This is a genomic window from Parabacteroides sp. CAG:2 (genome assembly GCF_000436315.1).
Taxonomy (GTDB): Bacteria; Bacteroidota; Bacteroidia; order Bacteroidales; family Tannerellaceae; genus Parabacteroides; species Parabacteroides distasonis.
This window is the reverse complement of the sequence record NZ_FR885329.1, coordinates 29,486-53,441: the sequence shown is the minus strand read 5'-3', so window position 1 is coordinate 53,441 and position 23,956 is coordinate 29,486. Positions and strand designations below refer to the sequence as shown.

19 protein-coding genes and 1 pseudogene are annotated in these 23,956 nt (G+C 44.2%); 4 read left to right on the top strand and 16 right to left on the bottom strand.

Annotated features, from left to right (window positions below; genetic code table 11):
• The 12 genes and pseudogenes from QVP94_RS17310 to QVP94_RS17255 form a co-directional block, all read right to left on the bottom strand.
• Window positions 1–344: pseudogene (locus tag QVP94_RS17310) on the bottom strand (porin family protein); the annotation flags it as partial.
• Between the two features lie 6 nt (window positions 345–350).
• Window positions 351–878, bottom strand: a complete 528-nt coding sequence (locus QVP94_RS17305) for an RNA polymerase sigma factor (RefSeq protein WP_005865183.1) — start codon at window positions 876–878, stop codon at window positions 351–353.
• 168 nt (window positions 879–1,046) lie between these two features.
• A complete protein-coding gene (locus tag QVP94_RS17300; protein ID WP_022193096.1) occupies window positions 1,047–1,397 on the bottom strand; it encodes a cation transporter in 351 nt (116 codons plus the stop codon).
• 165 nt (window positions 1,398–1,562) lie between these two features.
• Window positions 1,563–3,800, bottom strand: a complete 2,238-nt coding sequence (locus QVP94_RS17295) for a TonB-dependent receptor plug domain-containing protein (protein ID WP_022193095.1) — start codon at window positions 3,798–3,800, stop codon at window positions 1,563–1,565.
• Between the two features lie 113 nt (window positions 3,801–3,913).
• Window positions 3,914–4,342, bottom strand: coding sequence for a hypothetical protein (locus QVP94_RS17290; RefSeq protein WP_008771636.1), 429 nt, complete (start codon window positions 4,340–4,342; stop codon window positions 3,914–3,916).
• Window positions 4,343–4,387: 45 nt separating this feature from the next.
• Window positions 4,388–5,875, bottom strand: a complete 1,488-nt coding sequence (locus QVP94_RS17285; RefSeq protein ID WP_022193094.1) for a glycoside hydrolase family 10-like protein — start codon at window positions 5,873–5,875, stop codon at window positions 4,388–4,390.
• Window positions 5,876–5,887: 12 nt separating this feature from the next.
• Window positions 5,888–6,664: a glycerophosphodiester phosphodiesterase gene (locus QVP94_RS17280; protein ID WP_009017543.1), complete on the bottom strand. Its 777-nt coding sequence runs from the start codon at window positions 6,662–6,664 to the stop codon at window positions 5,888–5,890.
• A 111-nt stretch (window positions 6,665–6,775) separates the two neighbouring features.
• Window positions 6,776–7,729: a thioredoxin-disulfide reductase gene (gene trxB, locus QVP94_RS17275; RefSeq protein ID WP_005865171.1), complete on the bottom strand. Its 954-nt coding sequence runs from the start codon at window positions 7,727–7,729 to the stop codon at window positions 6,776–6,778.
• Window positions 7,730–7,766: 37 nt separating this feature from the next.
• Window positions 7,767–8,441, bottom strand: a complete 675-nt coding sequence (lolA1, locus tag QVP94_RS17270) for an outer membrane lipoprotein periplasmic chaperone LolA1 (protein ID WP_022193093.1) — start codon at window positions 8,439–8,441, stop codon at window positions 7,767–7,769.
• A 2-nt stretch (window positions 8,442–8,443) separates the two neighbouring features.
• Window positions 8,444–10,972 (bottom strand): FtsK/SpoIIIE family DNA translocase, encoded by a 2,529-nt coding sequence (locus tag QVP94_RS17265; protein ID WP_022193092.1) that lies wholly within the window; start codon window positions 10,970–10,972, stop codon window positions 8,444–8,446.
• Between the two features lie 156 nt (window positions 10,973–11,128).
• On the bottom strand, window positions 11,129–12,649 hold the full coding sequence (locus tag QVP94_RS17260; RefSeq protein ID WP_022193091.1) for a 4Fe-4S binding protein: 1,521 nt from the start codon (window positions 12,647–12,649) through the stop codon (window positions 11,129–11,131).
• A 21-nt stretch (window positions 12,650–12,670) separates the two neighbouring features.
• Entirely contained in the window at window positions 12,671–14,056 is a 1,386-nt protein-coding gene (locus QVP94_RS17255) for an aldo/keto reductase (RefSeq protein ID WP_005865158.1), read from the bottom strand.
• A gap of 211 nt (window positions 14,057–14,267) precedes the next feature.
• Between QVP94_RS17255 and QVP94_RS17250 the strand changes: the two genes are divergently transcribed.
• From QVP94_RS17250 to QVP94_RS17240, 3 genes are read left to right on the top strand one after another with little or no spacing between them, the layout of a single operon-like run.
• On the top strand, window positions 14,268–14,816 hold the full coding sequence (locus QVP94_RS17250) for a DUF5063 domain-containing protein (protein WP_005865156.1): 549 nt from the start codon (window positions 14,268–14,270) through the stop codon (window positions 14,814–14,816).
• Complete coding sequence (locus QVP94_RS17245; RefSeq protein ID WP_005855416.1) at window positions 14,813–15,394, top strand: 3'-5' exonuclease; 582 nt, start codon at window positions 14,813–14,815, stop codon at window positions 15,392–15,394. Before QVP94_RS17250 ends, QVP94_RS17245 begins: the two co-directional genes overlap by 4 nt.
• Window positions 15,395–16,579 (top strand): class I SAM-dependent rRNA methyltransferase, encoded by a 1,185-nt coding sequence (locus QVP94_RS17240; RefSeq protein ID WP_022193090.1) that lies wholly within the window; start codon window positions 15,395–15,397, stop codon window positions 16,577–16,579. It begins immediately after the preceding gene.
• 51 nt (window positions 16,580–16,630) lie between these two features.
• Here the strand turns inward: QVP94_RS17240 and QVP94_RS17235 are convergent, their stop codons facing one another.
• Window positions 16,631–18,256, bottom strand: a complete 1,626-nt coding sequence (locus tag QVP94_RS17235) for a RagB/SusD family nutrient uptake outer membrane protein (RefSeq protein WP_022193089.1) — start codon at window positions 18,254–18,256, stop codon at window positions 16,631–16,633.
• A gap of 12 nt (window positions 18,257–18,268) precedes the next feature.
• Complete coding sequence (locus QVP94_RS17230) at window positions 18,269–21,046, bottom strand: SusC/RagA family TonB-linked outer membrane protein (protein ID WP_022193088.1); 2,778 nt, start codon at window positions 21,044–21,046, stop codon at window positions 18,269–18,271.
• 272 nt (window positions 21,047–21,318) lie between these two features.
• On the opposite strand from QVP94_RS17230, the gene mdh reads away from it, so the two are divergent.
• Window positions 21,319–22,260 (top strand): malate dehydrogenase, encoded by a 942-nt coding sequence (gene mdh, locus QVP94_RS17225; protein ID WP_005855409.1) that lies wholly within the window; start codon window positions 21,319–21,321, stop codon window positions 22,258–22,260.
• A gap of 270 nt (window positions 22,261–22,530) precedes the next feature.
• Here the strand turns inward: mdh and QVP94_RS17220 are convergent, their stop codons facing one another.
• Entirely contained in the window at window positions 22,531–22,992 is a 462-nt protein-coding gene (locus QVP94_RS17220; RefSeq protein WP_022193087.1) for a hypothetical protein, read from the bottom strand.
• Window positions 22,993–23,176: 184 nt separating this feature from the next.
• On the bottom strand, window positions 23,177–23,944 hold the full coding sequence (gene lpxA, locus QVP94_RS17215) for an acyl-ACP--UDP-N-acetylglucosamine O-acyltransferase (protein ID WP_022193086.1): 768 nt from the start codon (window positions 23,942–23,944) through the stop codon (window positions 23,177–23,179).
• Window positions 23,945–23,956 lie beyond the last annotated feature (12 nt).

Here is a 23,956-nt window from a genome sequence, read left to right as displayed (position 1 = left end):
GCAGCAGCAGGAATAGTCGCTAATACGGGTGCTTGCTCCATCGTTTTCTCTACCGGAACAACCGGGGTATCCACGGATGTCGACTCTTGTGAAGACTGTATTTCTTGGGCTATAGGTAGATCTTCCATCTCCCTGTCATATAAATAGATACCACCCGATACGACCAATAAGGAGATCACGGCGGCGGCAACCCAGTAGCGAAGCGTACGACGCAAAGGAACCGGAGCCTTTCCGGGCAATCGATCGGCTATAGCCTCCCAGTCGCCGGGTAGCGTATCCATCTCGAAATCCTCTAGCTTCGACCGGATCGCGTCATCCCATATATCTCTTTCCTTTTTACTCATCTTATCTCAATACAATGCGTTAATTCTACGTTGTAATAACTGCTTGGCACGGGTATATTGGGAACGGGAAGTACTCTCTGTTATGTTCAACATCTCACTGATCTCCTTATGAGAATATCCCTCTATCGCGAACATATTGAATACGGTACGGAAGCCAACCGGCAACTCCTTCACTAGATTCATCAACTCAGCCGCCGACATGTCCGAGATAGCCGAACTATCGGGTTGAATCAGTTCCGCCGTATTGTCAAGATCGGTCGCTTCACGCAACACATCCGACTTTCGCAGATATTCCAACGCACAATTAACAAAGATCTTCCGCATCCACCCCTCAAATGAACCACTCCCTGTATAGGAATCCATACTGGTAAAGATTTTCACGAAGCCATCCTGCAACAAATCACGAGCCGTTTCCCTGTCGTTCACATAACGAAGGCAAACTCCCATCATTTTTCGGGAATACGCATCATAAAGCTCTTTTTGAGCTCGTCTCTCCCCCTTCCGACAACCCTCTATCAGTTGTAGCTCATTCATTCAGTCGTGCCTTGAACGTCTCCCTTCTGGAGACTGTACAATATTAGGATGTAAATAATTAAACAAACGCTGCATTCCGTAGAAAAATTATTTCATAAACAGGGCGGACACTCCGGCCCGCCCTCACGGAACATCTGCAAAGATAAGATGTTCTTATGAATTTCCATGTTAATGAGCGTGAGTATGCTCACTTTTTTTCGCCGGAGGTACCGGACAGCCGGCGCCATTATCTACCGGAACCGCTTCCATACCGATCTTTTTGAAGGCCGCGGCCAAGCGGGTCTTCGAAGTCTTATCCGTCTTGTAAGTCACAATGGCCGTACGGGTGCTCAGATCACATTTCAAGTCGGTCACTCCTTTCTCGAAAGCGATATTTTTCTCGATCTTCTTGATACAGTGATCACAATCCATCGCTTCGATAAAGAATGTCACAGAGTCCTTCTTCTTTTTCGCTTCTTGGGCGAATGTCATCGATACCGTACATACGGCACAAAATAGCAACATAATTAATCGTCTCATAATCAATTGTTTTTTTTAATATTAACAGTTCTAATTATCCATTCATATCTACCAAAAGAAAAGCACCACTATAGGCATCGGGCTACACGTATATAGGCGTAGGGGCACACCAGTATACGCATAGGCCTACACGTATATACGTACGGGCTTATACGTATATACGTGTCAATCCCTGCTTATATTAAAGCGGATACCCGCATAAATTTTCCGTCCATGCACCGGTCCCCACACCATAGATCCATCGAAGTTATCCCCTCTGGGATTGCTGGCATCGATAATCGGATTCGGTTGTTTGTAATTAAACAGGTTCTCCGCTCCCACGTAAATAGACCATTGACGGAAATATTTCGTAATCTGCGCATTCACAACCGTATAAGCCTTAAAATTCGGCTCCCATAACGGATTAGACGCATCCGGTGTCGGCATACGACCGCCTCCATTAAACTGGCCGGTCAAATCAAACTGCCATTTTTTCAACGGGGTTTGATAAGAAGCGGTCAATAAACCTTTATAATCACTAACCAACGGCTTTTTCAATCGATGCGCCACACCCTCCTCATTCCGGTAATCGGTCTTCGCGTCCGTATAACGATAAGCGGCCGTTAACGTAAATCCCCGGAAAAAAGGATAGGAAGCCTCCACTTGGAAGCTATTCGAATAGGAACGCCCATCCAGATTGTAGAAACGAACCGCATGAGGATCACTATCCATATCCACCACGATTTGCTTCAAGAAATCGGTATAATACCATTCCCCGCTCAAGCTCAGTTCCTTCCCGAACAAAGGTATATAAAATGACAGATTCAGACCGGTATTCCACGCTTCTTCTTGATCCAGATTGTCGGCGATATACATTTTTCGACTACTGGATAACAAAAAGTTGTTCTCTGCCAGCACATTCGCTGTCCGGAATCCTTTACCTGCCGAAGCCCGGATATGGAACCAGTCAAAAGGATTATATTTAATATGTACACGAGGGGTTACAAAGAAATCATACAACGTACTATAATCCGCACGTACACCCGCCAATAAGATCAGTTTATCATTCAGATTGAACGTATATTGGGCATAAGCTCCCGGCACGACTTCCGTACGGTCATAGGCATGACGGACCGACTCTCCTCCCGCATATTGAACCAGATTCTCGTCGAAACCATCATAGTTCATACTTAATCCGGTACTCAAGCTATGCATCGGCGTAAACTCCTTTTCATACAGCAAACTGGCATATACATTATTCTGATATACATTATAGGGCGTACGGTCATATCTTGATTTTTGCTCATGATAAGAACCGGAAAGTATCAATGCCACGCTCTCTACCTTTTCCTTATCGATAATATAGGCCTGCTTCGTAAATAATTCGGCCCGGTTCGTATTTAAATGAATCCGATACGGGTCGGTGAAATCATGGTGTTTCGTATCCTGCCCACCGGTACGGCTCTCATGCAGATAGCGAACTCCGTATTGAGCCACGTATTTATCCAATTTATGATACCAACGATTCATTACGTTCACCTGTTCCCTTAGCGGCGTATCGAGAAAACCATCGTCATTACCGTCATGTTGCATTTTATCATTCGAGTAGTGTACCAATAAACCGGTAGAGAGCTTGTCGTTGATATGCCAAGAAGCATCCGCATTCCCTTCATAACGTCCGGCATCACTAGCGAACACATTAGCAGAGAAAATATCCGCCGTAGGGGGCTTCTTGAATTCCACGTTGATTTGTCCGGCCAACGCCTCATACCCATTCTTAACCGAAGAGGTTCCTTTAGACACCTGAATACTTTCCATCCAAGCTCCCGGAACATAATCCAAGCCATATAAGGAAGCGGCCCCCCGGAAATTCGGGTAATTCTCGGTCAACATTTGTACGTAGGTTCCCGCCAATCCCAACAGCTTAATTTGCCGGGCACCTGTAGCCGCATCCGAGTACGATACATCGACAGACGGATTTGTCTCAAAGCTCTCCGCCAGATTACAGCAGGCCGCACGGCAAATCTCATCGTACGTAATTTTCTGAGTTTGCAATACGCTCGTACGGGAAGCGATGGTTCCCATCTTGCGCTCACTAACCACGACCTCATCCAAGGCGATCTCACCTTTTAAGAAAATCTGCATAGCATCGTCCTTCTCATCCACAGGGGTGACCTCAGTCATATAACCGATATAGCTAACCACCAGATTCTTGGAGTCACCTTTTCGTTCTAACTCGAAATTTCCATCCACATCGGACGTGGTTCCATTTTGGGTTCCTTCCCAATATACATTTGCACCGATAATAGGTTGTTTGTTTTCATCACATACACGTCCTTTCACTTTCTTGCCGGAATCCTCGGCCCAAGTCAAAGTAAAAGTCAAACAGGGCAGTAAAAATATCAGATATAATTGTCTTAACATGATAGTTGTTATTTGATTGAATCGTTAAATACAGTTTCCGCAGGGATAGAGCATCCCCTACCTTAAAAAACCAAAGGGTATTCAGCGAGCAGCTTCCACCCTCACGAATACAATCAAATCAAAAGCGTAGTCAATAAAGAAAGGTACACACGAGGACAGGCTACGGGAGGACCTGTCACCCTAATCTCATAGGAATCAGCAAATAAGGAAGCGATTTGTAAACTCTCGAAAATAGAGGAGAAGAGCAAATCATGTACGACTGGTTGCAGATCCGGTACTTGTATATTTACAGAATTCCAATCAAAATCAACCCGTTCAATGCCACAGCCGTTCATGCCACAACACTCCACCGTATTATTCGCAAGATTATCACGACTATGATCATGTCCATGAATCTCACAGCACTTAGCTTCCAATAAAGCCTCCACTCCCTCTTTCTCGCAAACGCCACAACAATAAGATACGAAATTAACCCCCGCTCCCCCATAAAAGATTAAGGAAGCAAGAATTACAAGAAACAAGGATGTGGCAAATCGTCTCATATGCCGCAAAAATAAGCAAAAAAACTCGAAATCAAAATACCCCCTTTACTTGATAAATTTAGACAGGTAATAATAGGTATCCGGAGAAGGTTCACTCTCTATCCGGTAACGGGTGGAAGCCGTTACAGAAAATGTATACCCACGTTCAGACTCTACATCGATAGGAAGAAAAAGCTCGTTGCCATAAATATTTGTAGCTAATATGGATTTTGCCGAAGCCGTATCGATCGAATCTGTCAATGAATAATAAACGGTATAAGTTAAGTCCTGCTTTTCCGACACAGGTTTCTCCCAAGTTAAGTGCAACTCATCGTCCAAACGTTCCACTTTGATCCCCTCCGGTGCGGCAGGTACCGAATCATTCAGCCAAGTCAATGGAGGCAATTGGGCCGGATATTTATAGTAATTGTCTCTCAACTCTTTATAAAGTCCCTTGTCATTATACAGGACATTTCCACAACGAAAGAACGCACAGCCGGCTCCTCCGTAATAACGGCTATAATCGATCTGGTCCGTTATATCATTCACGGCCCAGTCCGCCTCACTCTTATCCATTCGATAAGCTCCCAAGCCGGGTACGACCAAACGCCCGTTACAATTATCCACCCAATTATCCACGAAAGGAAAGAAATTCTTATGCAGGTAATACATCATCGGAACAATCATATCTTGTTTACCTTGTTGCATCCACATCTTAGGGTCTTGGAAGACACTTTCGTAAGCGGTCCAACCCGCATTAGGTACCCGTTCAATACGATTATATTTCCCGAGTGGCGAACTGCTAACCTGCACCCAAGGTTTCGTTTGCTTTACCCAATCGTAAATACGGTAAACCATCCGGTTGATATTCTCCCTACGCCAGTCTGCCAGAGACTTTTTCTTACCGGATCTATTATACAGCGTTTTATCCGGGAATGTTTTCGCCTCTTCGGGATAGCGGATATAATCAAAATGGATGCCATCTATATCGTAGCCATTCACGATCTCCTTGACCAAGGATAAAATATAATCGGCGGTCTCCGGTACGCCGGGGTCCAAATACCACTCTCCATTATGCCGTTTGCAAAGTTCTGGTTTCTTTTTAACCACGGAAAGCTTTCCTTGCTCCTTCACGCTTTTTTCCGTTCCCAACGGGAAAGTCACGAACCACGCATGGCATTCCATTCCTCGCTTATGGCATTCATCAACGACAAAAGCGAGCGGATCATATCCCGGTAATACCCCATACTTACCAGAGAATGTCTTAGTGGCCGGTTCGATAGCCGAACGATAAATCACGTCTCCCCTCAAGCGAGCCTGAATGAAGACCATATTAAAATTCGCTTCTTGAAGCCGGTCCAAGATATCAAGCAATGCCTGTTGCTGGGCTTTTCGTCCCGCCTCGGTAGTAGCCGGTTTATGAGGCCAATCCAGACCATAAACCGTAGTCAACCAAACCGCACGAATTTCCTTTTTGGGAGGCTCTACCGCTTGTAACAGACAAAAAACGGGTAAAGCCAGCGACAGGATAAGCAACAGACAAAACTTTCTCATCTTTATAATGCCTTATTGAGCCCGCGAATGTAGTATTTTTTGAGTCTCTTCCGGTAAATCAGTCGTAATAAAATCGACTCCCATATCGATCATCTCTTCCATTAATTTAGGGTCATCTACGGTCCAGACATTCGAAGTCATGCCTAGGACTTTACAATCCTTCACCCAATCCGGATGAGATTGCAAGACTTTATAATGGTAGTCTAATCCTGTAAAACCAAGCTCTTTCAATTCCATCGGGGATAATTCTCCATTCAGATAAGAAACCTCAGATTTCGGACATAGACGGATGAATTCTTTACAAGCATCCATATTAAAAGATATATAATCCGTACGTTTCGCTAATTTCATACGCTTCACCATATCTACAACAGCTTTAGCAGCCTCACGGTTGCGTTCCGGGGTCTCATGAGCTTTCAGTTCTAAAATTAACCGGACATTCTTCAATTTCTTCGCACGTTTCAAATATTGCTCTAAAGTAGGGAGCTTTTCGCCGTTGCTCAATTGCAAATCTTTCAATTCATCATAAGTACAGGATTGAATATGTTTTCCTTGGATATCATTATCATGGAATATTACCAGCACATTGTCCGCCGTAAGATGTACGTCGAATTCCGAGCCATAGGCACCAATCTCGCTGGCACGTTCCAAAGAACGGATAGAGTTCTGAGCAGAGCCCTCCGTTTTCCAATACCCCCGATGGGCGATCACTTTCGTGTTATCCTTTGCCGCTACCATTCCTGCCATCATCAGGCAAAGTAGCAAAAGAAGAGTAGATTTTAAATTCATGGAAATTAAATTAGTTGACAAATGACAAGTGACAGTTGATAGTTGACAAGTGACAGTTGACAGTTAAATACCGCTTGTCGCAACTGTCAACTATCAATTGTCAACTGTCAACTATTTTCCGATCTCTGATAAATAACGTTCAGCCTCGATAGCAGCCTTACAACCACTTCCCGCAGCGGTAATAGCTTGACGATAATGGGGATCAGCGACATCTCCAGCGGCAAACACACCCGGAACTTTCGTTCGGGGAGTTCCCGGAACTGTCTCGATATAACCGATCTCGTCCGTATCTATCCATGGCTTGAAGATATCCGAATTAGGTTTATGGCCAATCGCCAAGAAGAAACCATCGATAGCGATATCCACTTTCTCCTCATCCGGCTCTCCCATACGTTTTACCAAATGAGCACCTTCCACGCCATTCTCACCAAATAAACCCAGGGTGTTATGTTCGAAAAGCACCGTGATATTCGGAGTCTTGAAAACACGTTCTTGCATTACTTTTGAAGCACGCAAATAGGGTTTACGCACGATCAAGTAAACCTGCTTCGCCAAACCAGCCAAGTAAATCGCTTCCTCACAGGCCGTATCCCCACCACCTACTACCGCTACCGTCTTTTTACGATAGAAGAAACCATCGCAAGTAGCGCAAGCGGATACACCCATACCCGCATATTTATGCTCATCCGGAAGACCCAGATACTTCGCGGAAGCACCCGTAGCGATAATCAAAGTCTCCGTCTCGATCACTTTCTCACCATCAATCGTAATTTTATAAGGAGCCTCGCCCAAATCAGCGGCGGTAGCGATACCGAAACGGATATCCGCACCAAAACGGACGGCTTGTTTTTTTAAATCTTCCATTAACTCAGGACCGGTTATACCGTCCGGATATCCCGGGAAATTCTCCACCTCCGTAGTTGTCGTTAATTGTCCCCCCGGCTGTATTCCTTCATAAAGCACCGGAGATAAATTCGCACGGGAAGCATAAATCGCTGCCGTATAACCTGCTGGACCCGAGCCTATAATAAGGCAACGTACTTTCTCATTCACTGAATCGCTCATAGTATCTAAGTATTAATTATCAATTTTCAATTCTCTATTATCGAAGGTCTATCACCTCTACGTCCGGATAATCCCCTTCGTTAAAAACAAAAAAACGATCCGGTTGGTTTATACCTGTTTTCAATTGGCTGATCTGGATCGTACTGCTAACGCCGTTTTTAGAAGTAACCGTGATACGAGCCGGGAAATTTGAATATTTCTCGATTTGCAACTCCACTTTCACGATATCCCCTTTTTTCTTCGGTGTCAATTCCACATCGTAAGCGGCTTTTCCGTTCGGTGCCGTACTCTCGCCTTTATAAGCCGCCGTGAATCCCTTCTTATAACTATTTAATAAAAGAGCGGGATTTGTAAATTGCAACTCTTCTCCCGTAGGATTCGTCACGTTCACCTCATCGTTCCGTTCCACATACGTCCATTGCGTCGTACCATTAAACCAAATAAGCGCATCCGGCGTGACTAATGTAAACTTATCACCTTTCATCTGGATGGTTCCCTCAAAACTCTCTCCCGCATTCTGACCGGCAGAACGGGTAAACATCGTAAAAGAAGCGCTTATCCCGTTCGAATTCTCATAAGCAGCGGCCGCCTTCCCCAAGATATCATTCGCATTCTGGGCATGCGCCCCCACTCCTAACCCCAACAGGAAGCACAAGAATAATCCGACAAACGCGATACACCGCCACACTCTTATTTTATGTTCTCTTCTCATATTTATTTCAAAGCATTTAATACTTGCTCCAACGAATACTCATCTTGCACCAATACTTGACGGGCCTTACTTCCCTCAAACGGGCCAACAATACCGGCAGCCTCCAATTGATCCATCAAACGTCCGGCACGATTATAACCGATAGCAAATTTACGCTGGATCAAAGAAGTAGAACCTTGTTGCTGAATCACGATCAAACGAGCCGCCTCGTCAAATAAGGGATCTCGATCTGATAAATCGACTGCTCCCGAAGTTGATGCCTCCCCACCTTCCGGCACATAGTCCGGAAGCAAATAAGCGGTTTGGAAACCAGTCTGCTCACCGATATAATCCACGATATCCTCCACCTCGGGCGTATCTACGAAAGCGCACTGCACACGAACCGGCTCTTGTCCCGCCACGACAATCAACATATCGCCCCGTCCGATCAAACGGTTAGCGCCCGGAGCATCCAGAATCGTACGTGAATCGATCATAGAAGCAACCTTAAAGGCAATACGGCTCGGAAAGTTACTCTTGATCGTACCGGTAATCACCTTTGTATCCGGGCGTTGCGTAGCCAAGATCATATGGATACCTACCGCACGGGCCTTCGCCGCAATACGAGAGATAGGCAACTCGATCTCACGTCCGGCCACCGCGATCAAGTCGGCAAACTCATCCACTACCGCCACGATATAGGGTAAGAAGCGATGTCCCTTCTGCGGGTTCAACCGCCGTTCGATAAACTTAGCGTTGTATTCCTTTATATTACGAACATTCGCGTTCACCAGTAAACGGTACCGGTCTTCCATCTCGATCACCAACGAGTTCAATGTAGCGACAGCGTCAGCTGGCTCCGTAACGATCGGCTTCTCCGCATTCGGAAGTTTCGCCAGATAATGACGTTCTATCTTGGAATAGATACTAAACTCAACCATTTTCGGGTCTACCATCACGAATTTCAACTCCGATGGATGCTTCTTATATAATAAGGAAGTGATGATCGCATTTAGACCGACAGACTTACCTTGTCCCGTAGCACCGGCTACCAATAGATGCGGTGTCTTACAAAGATCGAACATGAACACCTCGTTCGTAATCGTCTTACCCATCGCCACAGGCAACTCATACTTACCCTCAATGAATCGGCGTGAAGCGATAACAGATTGCATCGATACCGTCTGAGGATTCTTATTCGGCACCTCGATACCGATCGTTCCCTTTCCGGGCATCGGGGCGATAATACGGATCTGCAAAGCGGATAAACTCAAGGCGATATCATCCTCCAAGTTCTTGATCTTAGAAATACGGACACCCGCCTCGGGTACAATCTCATAAAGCGTAACCGTAGGTCCGACTGTCGCTTTGATCGAAGCGATCTTTATATTGAAATCTTCCAAGGCTTGCTTGATCAAGCGTTGGTTTTCCGCCAATTCGTCCCGATTGATCTCCATGCTCCCACTATCATACGCTTTCAGCAAGTCCAAGGTAGGGAATACATAACGGGAAAGATCCAAACGGGGATCATACGTACCCAAGGCCGAGGCATCGTAGGTCTCATCATTACCAGCGGCAACTTCCACCGTGAATCCGGCATCCTCCTCATCCCCTAATTCCGGGGTATTTATCTCCTCTGTCTTTTCGTTTATCGGATCATCGTCACCTTTTGCGATCGTAACGACTAAATCATCAGCAGCAGCGACCTCTTCCTCCTCATATTCTGGTACTGTTTTACGGTTTTCTTTCGCTTCGGCCTTCAACAATTCAGCCTCCGTATCAAACTCTTCGTAATCATCCATTTCCGGTTGTTCATCCGGTTGCTCTACGACAGGCTTAGAGCGAGGAATTACAATATCCTCTTTTTCCGTCTGATCCACTTCAACCTCATCTTCTCGGCCTTCACGTTTCAAACGATTTTTCACCCAACCTAAAGAGAACATACGCTGCAAGAACGGAATAGTCTTCTTACTGGTAAAAATAGCGATGATTAAGAATGAGCCTAATAAAAGCAAGATCGTTCCGGGAATTCCGATATTGGTAATAAACATCTCCGAGATGTAATATCCGTGTTGACCGCCTAGATAAATAAACGTATCCTCATATCCCTTGATAAATATGAAAGCAAAAAACACAGATCCCCAGATCAACGCCGAAGCACTGAACAAGAAACGTCTCAACAAGGATACTTTATTTAAATTCATGAGTTTCGCCCCAACCGATCCCAAGAAAAAGAGGATCATAAAAGAAGAGATGCCAAACCAACGGTTCATCAACAGATCAGACAAATACGCCCCGCGTACGCCCGTCCAATTCTCTACCGATCCTCGATTGGTCAACAAATCCCCTAAAGGAACATTCTCTATTTTACTTTGATCGGCGGCTCCTGTAAAGAAAAACGAAATCAAGGCAAGCCCTACGTAAATGGTTAGTATAGAGATAATCAAACCTGTAATGAAACGGGTCCGTTCATTTGTAAAAAAAGTCTTCAAGGCTGCGAACCAGCTCGGCTCTGTATGATTTTGCTTCGTTGTTGTTGTCTTCTTTGCCATAAATAGTTTCTCAATAATTCTTTTATAACACGCAAATGTACATAGAAAAATCGAGTCTGACGAACCTTTGAAAAAAAGACGTACGTGTTTTCTGAAAAACATGTACATGTTTTCGCAGAAACACGTACATGTTTTTAGGGATAGATTTTAACGGCATTAAATAGATCTGTGCATCTCATGCCCTTCCACATAGATCGCGCTATAAGGACGAGACGGACAAAGATGCTCGCAAGCACCACAACCAATACAAGTTTCCGTATTGATCACCGGGATCTTTAACGACTTTGGATCTGCCGGATCTTTCGCCACCATCTGGATCGATTTTGTCGGGCAATGGCGTTCACAATTACCACAACTCATACCGTCCGTATTGACAATACAAAGATCTCTTACCCATACGGCATGACCGATCTGTATAGCAGATTTGTCTTCTTTCGTAATAGGTTTGATCGCTCCCGTCGGGCAAACCTCCGAACATTTCACACATTCCGGACGGCAATACCCTCTATCGAATGCCATCTTCGGCTGCATCAGTTTCATCAGATCCGTAGACGGGCGCAGGACATGATTCTCGCAGACAGATACACAAAGCTGACACCCCGTGCAATGTTGCGCCAGATTCCCGATACTCAAAGCTCCGGGAGGAACCAATGGCGCCAAACGATTCGGCTCTTTACGTTCTTTAATCGGCGCAAAGCCTCCGTCTTTCTTCATCTCCACATAATCCTCCAGTTTTTTCTGCTGAGCATGCAAAACGGAAGACATGGCTACCAATGCCGTAGCCGACAAGGCTCGACGGCGGGAAACATCCGTAGTGTCCTTCGTTAAGGATTCTTTTACCGAAGTAGCTTTATCAGCCTTGCGTGCCCTCGTATACGAAATCGCGCCTTGACGGCAATTATCCAAGCAGTCCATACAAGTCACGCAACGGCTATAATCGATCGCATGATTCTTAGAATCGATACAGGAAGCCTTGCATTTACGTGCGCATAATCCGCAACCATTACATTTATCGGTATCAATGCGAGGTTTAAGTAAAGCATACTTCGACAAAAAACCGAGAACCGTACCTACCGGACAGATCGTATTACAATACGTACGTCCATTTCTCCAAGCTAAAATCGCCAATATGACAAAGCTCAGAATAGCGATTCCCATCGTAGCCAGACTACGCACCCATACGTCCACCGAATAGAAAGCGTAACTATCCATACGTTCCGCGAAATAGGCCAATAGATTGTTGCCCTCTTGATAGATTGGCGCAAATAAATTAGAAGCGATACGCCCATAAGCGCTATAAGGCGAAATCAACGCTACCAAGGAACCGACACCAGCAATACAAGCCACTATAAAAACAACCAAGGTACCATAACGTACCCACTTCAATGCGGGAGAATAGGAAAAGCGGTATTTCTTCCGTTTACAAGCAAACCACGAAATAATATCTTGCAATACCCCTAAAGGGCAGATAACGGAGCAATATACACGCCCCAATAAAAGAGTCAAGATTACCAACCCTACCACAACACCGACATTCAAAGCCAACAACGCAGGCCAAAACTGTATCTTTGCCAACCATCCGAACCAAGTGTGAATCGTACCCGTGAAATCAAGAAATAACAGGGTTATCAGCACAAAGCAAAAGGTGGCGGCGAATATTCTTATTTTTCGTAACATAATTTTCCGTTTGTTTAAAGGTTAACCATTCACTTTCAACTCTTCCACGAATTTATCGATACGCTGCATCTCTTTGGGGATATCGATACCCTGCGGACAATGAGGATTACATTGCTCACACCCTGTACAATGGTTCGCTTGACGCAACTTTGGGACACTCCGGTCATAACCGACTAAGAAGGCACGACGAGCTTTCGCGTAATTTTCGTCTTGCGCACTTTTCGGAACATTTCCTTCGTTCACACATTTATTATAATGTAAAAGAATGCCCGGAATATCCAACGCATATGGACAAGGCATACAATATTTGCAATCATTGCAAGGTATTGTCGGATATTTCATCATAAGCTGGGCCGTCTCTTCCAAAAAGTCTTTCTCCTCGTCCGTTACCGGAATAAGCGGGGAATAGGTACGGATATTATCTTGCAAATGCTCCATATACGTCATGCCGCTTAACACCGTCAAGACCCCATCCGGAGAGCCGGCGAAACGAAAAGCCCATGAAGCCACGCTATTCTCAGGCCGTTGCTGTTTCAAACGAGCAACGATATGATCCGGAACATTCGATAAGCGACCTCCTAATAGCGGTTCCATGATAACCGCCGGAATACCTCGCTTCTCTAATTCGCCATACAGATAATCAGCGTTTACGTTACGCCCCGAGGCATGTTTCCAGTCCAGATAATTCAGCTGGATCTGAACGAAATCCCATTTCACGCCCATATCCAACACATAATCAAACACTTTTACATCCCCATGAAAAGACCAACCTAGGTTACGGATACGTCCCGCTTCCCGTTCTTTCACCAAGAAATCAAGCATTCCATTATTTATATAGCGGTCATTGAAAAGCTCGATACCATTCCCCCCACCGATAGAGTGAAGCAAATAATAATCCAGATAATCGGTTTGCAAATCACGGAACGACTGCCGATACATCGCCAACGAGTTTTCTCTCGTATAGTTCTGGAAGTTTGACAGTTTAGTGGCCAAATAATAGGAGTTCCTAGGATGGCGTGCCAATGCGATACCGGTCGCTTTCTCGGACATACCTTGTACATAAACAGGAGAAGTATCAAAGTAATTCACCCCATGTTCTATCGCATAATCCACTAAACGATTCACGGCTTCTTGATCAATCTGGTCTTTACCGTCCGATCCTTGTTTCAAGGGCCAACGCATACAACCATATCCTAAAATAGAAACCTTATCGCCATTCGTAGGATGTTGGCGATAGGTCATTTTATCGGTAGGAACCTCACCTAACGCCACAGCCGCCCCCGGCTCATTCTTGGGAGCGCAACCGTAAAGCGCCGCCGAAGAGGCGACAGCCCCACCCCCAAATACCTTCAAGAATTTACGGCGATTCATCTCTTGAGGGTTCTCATTCTTTCCACATGAACTCATAACTCGATCGGTTTTTTTATCCTAATTAGTATATCCAACATTAGTCTATCATTAACATTCCTTCTATTAATTGCACAAAAATAATAAAACAGGAAATATATAGGAGAGCAATCCCCGACTAAAAAGAATATTCGGGACTTTATCACGAAAAAAACGGATTTTTGTTGTATTTTTGCGAATTGTTATCAAGAATGATTAGACGAACAGGCACATGGAAAAAGAAGAAAATCCGATATACGAGCGCAACACGCTAGAATTTGTTACGGTAGCACTGGAATATTGTACCTTTGTTGAGACCGCCGGAAATACCGGGCTTTTCGACTTCGTAGATAAGGCGACAAAACTCCTGCCTCTATTATACTTAAAGGCCAGCCTGTTGCCCGAAGTGGAATCTGAAGAGGAAACCGAACTCGAGCTTTCCGTTTCAGAAGACATGTACGAGTCGGTTCGTTCACGGATAGCCGGTTTGCTTGGCGAACGAGATTCCTATTTGGAAACATTTCATGCGGATATGCGGTATAGCGATACTCCTATCGCAGCGTTTATTTCCGAGAACTTGGCTGATGTCTATCAAGATACAGGAAATTTCGTATCTTTATTCCGTCAAGGAAACGAGGAAGTTATGCAAGAGGCTATCGCTTTGTGCCGCACGAACTTCCAAGAATACTGGGGACAGCAATTATTGAATGCCTTGAAAGCGTTGCACGCTGTGCGTTACAGTGGTGATGAGGATTTGGAAAAGAATGAAGAGGAAGAATGATACAACAATTTATACATACAATTGCTAAAGAGGAAATAGCGAAACTTACCGTAGAGGAATTCAAGGGACGTATCATTACGATCCTTAGTAAAGAGGAGGCAGACAAGGCCGTAGAGTACTTGCTGCGTTTTCCGATCGTCGGTTTTGACACGGAGACCCGTCCCAGCTTTAAGAAGGGACAGCGTTACAAGATCTCATTGATGCAGATATCAACGGATGATACTTGTTTCTTGTTCCGCTTGAATCATATCGGTATACCGGAATCTCTGGAGAAATTCCTGAAAAGCAGTTCGACCTTAAAGATCGGGTTATCTTTACGGGATGATTTCGGGGCGATACGGAAGCGTTCGGATATAGAACCCGCCAATTTCCTTGATTTACAGAATTACGTAGGCCAGTTCGGCATCGAGGATGCCAGCCTGCAAAAGATATATGCGATACTTTTCCAAAAAAAGATATCAAAAGGACAACGCCTCACGAATTGGGAGGCGGATGTATTGACAGACTCACAAAAGAAATATGCGGCCCTCGATGCTTGGGCTTGCCTAAGAATATATAATTTATTGAATCAAGCATAAATGGAGTATTGTAAAGTTTTTCTCAAGCCTAAGAAAGAAGAATCGCTATTGCGTTTCCATCCATGGGTATTTTCCGGAGCGATCCAATCTGTTGAAGGCGCCCCGGAAGAGGGTGACTTGGTAGAGGTATACGGAGCGAACCAGCGTTTTTTGGCGATCGGCCATTACCAAATCGGCAGTATCGCCGTACGTGTGTTATCTTTCAGCCCAATCGCCATCAACGATGCTTTTTGGGTTGAACGTATCCGTATCGCTTACGAACTCAGAAAGACCTTGCGGCTGGCTGGGGTAGAAAATAATAATACGTTCCGCCTGATTCACGGTGAAGGCGATAACTTACCGGGATTGGTGATCGATATGTATGCGCATACGGCGGTTATGCAAGCACATTCGGTAGGAATGCATTATGCCCGTCATCAGATCGCGGAGGCTTTGAAAGCGGTATTGGGCGATACTTTACAAAACATCTACTATAAATCGGAAGCGACTTTACCTTATAAAGCGAATTTAGGTAGCGAAGATGGTTACTTATTCGGAGGCGAAGTGGAAGATATCGCTATAGAAAACGGACTGAAATTCTGTGTAGACTGGCAGAAAGGCCAAAAGACAGGTTTCTTCGTGGATCAACGGGAGAATCGCTCTTTGTTAGAGCATTACGCAAAAGATCGCTCCGTATTGAATATGTTCTGTTATACGGGCGGTTTCTCTTTCTATGCGATGAGAGGAGGCGCTAAGGTGGTTCATTCCGTAGATAGTTCGGCGAAAGCGATTTCTTTGACGAAAAAGAATGTCGAGTTGAATTTCCCGGGAGATCCCCGTCATGAGGCATATGCGGAAGATGCGTTTAAGTATTTGGAAAAAATGGGAAGTAATTATGATTTAATCATATTGGACCCTCCTGCGTTCGCTAAACATAAGAATGTACTACGTAACGCCTTACAAGGGTATCGCAAATTAAACGCGATCGCTTTCGAGAAGATCAAGCCGGGAGGAATCTTGTTTACCTTCTCTTGCTCACAGGTTGTCAGCAAGGAAAACTTCCGTTTAGCTGTATTTAGCGCCGCCGCCCAATCCGGTCGTAGCGTTCGTATCTTGCATCAATTAACCCAACCCGCAGACCATCCGGTGAATATCTACCATCCGGAAGGTGAATATCTGAAAGGTTTGGTATTGTATGTAGAATAAGATATGCTCTTTGGGTGAAAACTAATTCTTTGTTTTCACCCAAAGTCCAAGTTAATACCCCGGATTCTGTATCAAATTAGGATTCAAGGAACGGACTTTATCGGGAATTGGGAAAACGGTGGTATAGCCATTCGATTCATCGGGTAATTGAGGGCGATCCGTATAAGGGCGGGTAAACTTTCCAAAACGTACCAAATCCTGCCTCCTCCAGCCTTCCCAAGCCAATTCCAGTTGACGCTCAGCCAAAATATTTTCTAATGTCGCCTCACGAGGTAACATTCCCACACGGAAACGAACGGCATTCAACTCTTCATCCCCATTCTCTCCATTACGCACTTTCGCTTCCGATCTCATTAACAAGACATCCGCATAACGGAATAATACGATATCATTATCCGATAGCTTTCCATCTTTCGTCCCCATCTTATCGATCTCGTATTTCTTCATGCGGGCACCCGCCGTTTTCTCGGCAGGCAACCTAGACAAATCCAACCTAACTTCTAGAGGTAAATACACCAAAGGAGTCCCATTATCTAACCGAATCGTATCACCATTGAGGTCAAACATCGTATCGGCGTAATAATTCTCATAAAACCGGGTATCGACCGAGTCCGTCCCATACGCAAATACCCGAAGGGCCTCTATCGTAGCGCAAGAGCCGTTCTCTCCCCCCAATCCATATGCTTTGGCATGATTATAGTGACGGGAGCGGAAAAGATATTGCATTTGGTTCGTATATAAGTTCTTATCCATCGGAATCGTGAAAATATTCTCTCCGGACGATTCATTAAATACAGAAAAATTATCCGCATAGTTCGGAGATAAGCTATAGTTTAAGTCCGTTATTGAATCACAGTACGCCACAACCGTTTGCCAAGCGTTCAACTTCCTCTCGCCTACCCTAAAATAGATTTCCCGTCCATTCGGACGCAGACCATCCGTCCAGTCGTTATCCGTAAACACTTCTGCGTTTAAGGCCAACTTCGCCAATAAAAAATAAACAACCGGTCTCGTAATCCTTCCATAATAATCGCCGGGCGAATTACTATGCGCCGTACTCAATAACAAAAGGGATTCTTGTAATTCTTTTACAACAAAATCAAAGACCTCTTTCCGGTCACTCTGCCGCACGTCTTTCACCGGAATGGAAGAAGAAACGATAAGAGGGACACGGCCAAACATATCGACTAAATAATAATAATACATCGCACGCAAGGCACGAACCTCCGCCTCATACCGATCTAAATCGTTATAATCCGTTTTTTGCCGCAACTCGCCTAATATCTCTAAAGATTGATTGCTTAATACGATTACTTTATACAGATATTCCCAAGTAGCTTGGATAGCGTCACTATTCGTTCCCCACTTATGCAAGAAGAGACCTTGCCAGAAACCACCGTCATACCAGTCGCCGCCACGAGTCGGGAGCATGGCCTCGTCAGTCGTAAAGGTATTCAAGTCGTAGACACCCCGGTACGTTCCCTGCAATCCTTGGCTATCGCTATAACCTCCGATATAATTATATAAGGAAGCAACCGTATTCAGATAGACATTCTGAGGGGTATCGTACGCATCCTCCGGATAAAGCTGATCACGAGGGTCCTCTTTCAGATAGCCATCGCACGACGATAACATCAAACCCGCAAATATATAGGATAAAATAGAAAGCTTTCTCATACGAACACCTTTTTAAAAATTAAAACTCAACCCCATCGTATAGGAACGAACCACCGGATAAGATCGCTTATCGTCTATACCTAACGTATTATTTACGATAGAGCTATTTATCATCGGAGTCAATCCCGAATAACCTGTAATTGTCGCCAGATTATTTACGGAAACCGAAAGTCGTACATTTCTTACATATTTCCTTAAATTACCCAGAGGCACGTTCCAACCCAACGTCAAATAATCAAAATTGATATAATCCCCTTTCTCCAACCAATAATCCGTAGCCGTCTGATCTTGGATATTCCGGGATGGGGCTTCTCGCAACACGTTATAATCCGGGAATATATCCATATTCATATAAGTTAGCGATGTTCCATTATAAATCTTATGCCCAAAGGCTCCGTTAATCTGTACTGATAGATCGAATTGTTTATACCGGAAACTGATATTAGAGCCTAAAAGTGTTTTCGGCATGGCTTGTCCCGCAATATAACGATCCTCACCATCCTCCAAACTCACCCCGTTCCCGTTCAAGTCCTCAATCTCATACTTATAGCCGCCATTCCCATCGGAAACCAAACCTGTACATTTCGGTAAATAAAAAACACCCAAAGGCTGTCCGACCATTTGATAAACGATATGATTATACCCTCCATGGAAACCAGCCCCATTTAAATCCGAGATGCTGGTATATTCCGGGGCGGACATATATTCCCCTTTATAGCAACCGCTCAAGGAGAGCAATTTATTCCGTTGGAAAGTTACGTTTACGTTTATATTCAATTCCATATCTTTCGTACGCAAGGGCGTGACGCCAATACCCAATTCCACGCCACTATTTCGCATCGACCCCAGATTCGCCAACATTTTATTATAAGCGAAAGGCGGAACGCTTACATCGTACAAATACAACATATCATCCGTCTTGGAATTATAATAATCTACGGCGAGAATAAAACGATTGTCGAAAAACCCGGCATCGATACCGGCATTGAACGTACGTTTTACCTCCCATTTCAAGTCCGGATTCGCATTACGGATCGTACCCAAGGTAACGGTGGGCGCACCATTTACGGAAACAACCCCATTAGGCTTCATCAATCGCAAAGAATTGTAAGAATCGATCGCATCTTGATTACCGGATAGGCCATATCCCGAACGAATCTTTAAATTCCTTACCCACGAGACACCTTCCATAAACTCCTCTTCGGTCAACACCCAAGCGACAGAAGCCGAAGGGAAAAAACCCCATTTATTATTGGCCCCCACTTTCGAAGAGGCATCCGCACGGGCATTCACGGTAGCGATATACTTTCCATCATAAATATAATTCACACGTCCAAGGAAAGAAGCCAGATGAGGAGCCTCATAGTAAGAACCGGTCCCCTCCCATAAACGTACCGCACCTGCCTGTAAATTATCATAACCAAAACGATCGGTACTGAAATTCGTCGCAGTCGTATAAAAACCTCTCGTTATCATTTTCTGAGCTTCCGCCAATCCCAATACATTTAGCTGATGCAAACCAAAGTCTTTTTTATAGGCCAACATGAAATCTCCCAATAAAGATTCTGTTTTCCGCTCCCCCCGATAAGCCTGCCCATGTGCCCAAACCGAAGTAGGGAGGTATTGGGCGTTATCTATTACATTATAGGTATACGAACCGAAAGCCGTAAACATTAAATGCTTACTCAAGTTAAAAACCAGTTTTAAGTGCGTATTTATATGAGCATTCGAATCATCATCCTTCACCTCCAACCAAGCCAAAGGATTCGTGATCTGGCTAGCGTTAGTTATTTGATCCCAGCTACCCGTCTCCATATTCTTATGATTCGGAAATGTCGGGTTGAAAGTAGCGGCGGAATAGAACATCTTCTGTACGTCATTTAAATAAGCATTTTTCAGCAAGGAACCAAATATGCCTAAATCAAAGACTAGAAGATCATTGAACGCATGCTGTGTAATATTCAACTTGGTCGTAAAATTACGTGAGTTCGTATTTCGGATAACCCCTTCCCTTTCCACAAATCCCAAGGAGGCACGATAACTGGAAGTCTCCGAACCACCCCCAAAAGCGATATGATGATTCTGCACCAACCCCAACCGGGTGACCTCATCCTGAAAGTCCGTATTATTCCCTAAATCTAAAATACCGATATTACGTTCCTCCGCCAGTTTCCGGAAACCATTCGCCGATAACATATCCAAACTTTTATAAGCCGCCTCCACACCGAAACTCCCATCATAACTGATACTAAAAGCTCCCTGCCGCCCTTTCTTTGTCGTTACCTCGATAACACCGGAAGCACCACGAGAACCATATTGAGCAGTCTCCGAGGCATCTTTCAAGATCGTGAAGTTCTCGATATCCGCCGGATAGATCGAGCTAAGCAAATTAAGATCGGCAAAAACCCCATCAATAATCACCAACGGATCATTACCTCCCGTTAAGGAAGTTGTACCCCGGACCCGGACGGCAGCCAAGGCAGCGGCGCTATTTCCTCCAACCGGGATACTAACGCCGGATACCCTTCCCCGAAGAGCGTCCAAGGGTGTAGAGATCAATCCCTCATTCATCCCCCCTTCATTCACCCGATTTACGGAACCGGATAAAGTACTACGATTGCCCGTAGCATATCCGACAGTGATCAACTCATCTATCAAATTGGAATCCGACAAGAGAGGCTTGATCGTATCCGGCAGAAGCGGCAGCTCCTGACCGTAGCCGTAAGAGAAAGACAAGGCCCCGCACAGAAACAAAAACAGGACTTTTCGGATATATATAAGAACTTTCATAAGTACGTTGGATTTAAGATTAATAACCCATGTAAATAAAACTTCCCTCGGTTAAGTTTTGTTCGCACCCAAGATACAACATTTCCTCAAGATCTTAAAAATAAAAGCGTACCAAGTTGTCAAGAAGCCTCGACAAGGCTTTAGCTATATTTAATAATGTCCCTCAAAAATATATACGGAAATATTTCTTTATTCCGTAATAGATTGTACCTTTGCCATCGTTAAAAAACATAGCGTATTATTAAGTAATAACATACTAAAACTTATTTATTATGTCAAAAGTAACAGTTGTTGGTGCCGGAAATGTAGGCGCTACTTGCGCAAATGTTCTTGCCTTCAATGAAGTGGCAGACGAAGTTGTAATGCTAGACGTAAAGGAAGGCGTATCCGAAGGTAAAGCGATGGATATGATGCAGACCGCTCAATTGCTAGGTTTCGATACTAAGGTTGTAGGTTGCACAAACGATTATGAGAAGACAGCTAACTCTGACGTTGTAGTTATCACTTCTGGTATTCCTCGTAAACCGGGTATGACTCGCGAAGAACTGATCGGTGTTAACGCTGGTATCGTTAAGAGCGTAGCTCAAAACATCTTGAAATACTCTCCGAACGCAATCTTGGTAGTTATCTCTAACCCGATGGATACAATGACTTATTTGTCATTGAAGTCTTTAGGCTTGCCGAAGAACCGTATCATCGGTATGGGTGGTGCTTTGGATAGCTCTCGTTTCAAATATTTCTTATCTCAGGCTCTAGGCTGTAACGCTAACGAGGTTGAGGGTATGGTAATCGGTGGTCACGGTGACACTACAATGATTCCGTTGGCTCGCTTGGCTACTTACAAAGGTATCCCTGTTAGCAAATTGTTAAGCGCAGAGAAATTGCAAGAGGTTGTTGCTTCCACAATGGTTGGTGGCGCTACATTAACTAAATTGTTAGGTACTTCTGCTTGGTATGCACCGGGTGCTGCTGGAGCATTTGTTGTTGAGTCTATCATTCACAACCAAGGTAAGATGGTTCCTTGCTCTGTTTACTTGGAAGGTGAGTACGGTGAATCTGATCTTTGCATCGGTGTTCCTGTTATCCTTGGCAAGAACGGTATCGAGAAGATCGTTGAGTTGGAATTGACAGCTGAGGAGAAAGAGTTGTTCGCTAAGAGCGCTGCCGCTGTTCATAAGACTAACGAGGCTTTGAAAGAAGTGGGTGCACTTTAATTTGAATTTCTATTAAAGCGATAAAAGAGGCTGGTCCTTCGGGGTTGGCCTCTTTCTTTTTATGTGGATACGGACAGTTACGACGGAACGAAGATAATATTCGTGTTTTTCAATCTCTGAAGATACATACGTATCTCCATTGATTTATTTCAAAAGATCACGGTAAAGCATTTATGACAAAAGTACAGTTTTTGTTTGAATATGAAAAGCCTTCACTAGTTCAATACGAGCTTCACTAAGTTTATTCGTTTCATCCCAAACCGGTAATTACTACTTCAACTTTCCAGCCTCATTCAATACTTTCAGGAAGTTGCTCCAAGCTTTCTCTATCTTTTGCATGTTTTCGTCCCTTTCCTCTTGGTTACTTACCTCATTTTGTAGAACATCTACAACAGGATATCCATCATATAAATAATATCTCTGATAATCCCCTAATAAGACTGGGGCATTATAGATAACGGAACTTATCGAAGAGATACTGCCTACCGTGAAGTGACCGTTTCCAGCTATCCGGAATTCAACCTTCTCATTGCCTAGCACGTCTTGCTTGATAGAAATATTCTTCTCGAAAACGATTTCTTTTGTAACTGAATTAAAAGATTTGATATCATCCGGGACTTTGATCACTTGTCCGGTAGTAGCCGTATCAAAATTTTCCTCATCATTATCGCAAGCGCAATAACCGATGAGAAATACAGACATGATAAGATATAATAAAAATGACTTTTTCATATTAAACCTCCTTTATTGGATTTCATTGCGTGTTGTCTTATTAGTAAGACACTTAAAAAGAGACAAATGCTGCACGTTTACCATTATTTAACAAACATTATTAACCAAACCGTCCTTCCATTATATAAAAAAAGCCGGAGGAAATGATTTCCTTCGGCTTTTACCTATCGTTTGTTATTGGTATTTATTTGACAATACCTAATTTAGACTCACCAACGAAATCTATAATATGTTGGATCTCCTTACTCATCGGAACCTGATCCTTGATCATTAACAAGGCATCCGTAAGGCTGCTGTTTCCTTGGAAGATGATCCGGTACGCATGACTGATGTGCTTGATAACCTTTTCACTGAATCCCTCATGAGACATGATGAAAGAGTTCACGCCATAATACGTGGTAGGCTCCTTTGCCGCTACGATAAAAGGAGGGATATCCTTACGGAAACGACAGCCGGTTTGAATCATCGCCCAAGCCCCAACCCGGGATCCTTGGCTCATCAACACATTGCCTCCGAAGATCACGTAATCTTCCAAGATGCAATTTCCGGAAATCTTACTACCATAGCCGAATACACTACGATTTCCGATCCGCGTATCATGAGAAACATGTACCCCCTCATGCAAGAAATTACCATTACCGATACTAGTACGTCCTTCCGCTGTCGAGGAACGGTTAATCACCACATTCTCACGAATCACGTTGTCATCTCCGATTACGGCGATCGTATCACCTCCCTTATAAAAGAAATCCTGAGGCTCAGCAGCGATAACAGCTCCGTTAAATACACGGTTGCGATTTCCCATGCGTGTACCGCTCATCAAGCTGGCATGAGGCATGATCTCGCAATCATCCCCGATCTCCACGTTCTTATCAATGTACGCAAAAGGATGAATCGTAACGTTCTTCCCGATCTTTGCGCTTGAATCTACATATGCTAATGGACTAATCATAACTTTACTACA